The organism is Pseudomonas sp. SIMBA_067 (assembly GCF_046534675.1).
Lineage (GTDB): Bacteria > Pseudomonadota > Gammaproteobacteria > Pseudomonadales > Pseudomonadaceae > Aquipseudomonas > Aquipseudomonas putida.
Window position 1 is genome coordinate 1 of record NZ_JAWRYH010000194.1, and the last position, 323, is coordinate 323.

Annotated in this window: 1 pseudogene; it reads left to right on the forward strand. The window is 59.4% G+C overall.

What is annotated here, in order from left to right:
• A pseudogene (locus tag SB765_RS28690) lies at positions 1–323 on the forward strand (DNA polymerase III subunit beta); the annotation flags it as partial.

A 323-nucleotide genomic window follows, 5' to 3' on the forward strand; every position in this document is an offset into this window, starting at 1 on the left:
CTGGAGCTCGCGCGTTTGCTCACGGACCCGGAAGGCATGGTCAGCATCGTGCTTGGCCAGCATCACATCCGTGCCACCACCGGTGAATTCACGTTCACCTCCAAGCTGGTGGACGGCAAGTTCCCGGACTACGAGCGCGTACTGCCCAAGGGCGGTGACAAGCTGGTGGTCGGTGACCGCCAGGCCTTGCGTGAAGCCTTCAGCCGTACTGCGATTCTTTCCAACGAAAAGTACCGCGGCATTCGTCTGCAACTGGCTGCTGGCCAACTGAAAATCCAGGCCAACAACCCCGAGCAGGAAGAAGCAGAGGAAGAAATCAGCGT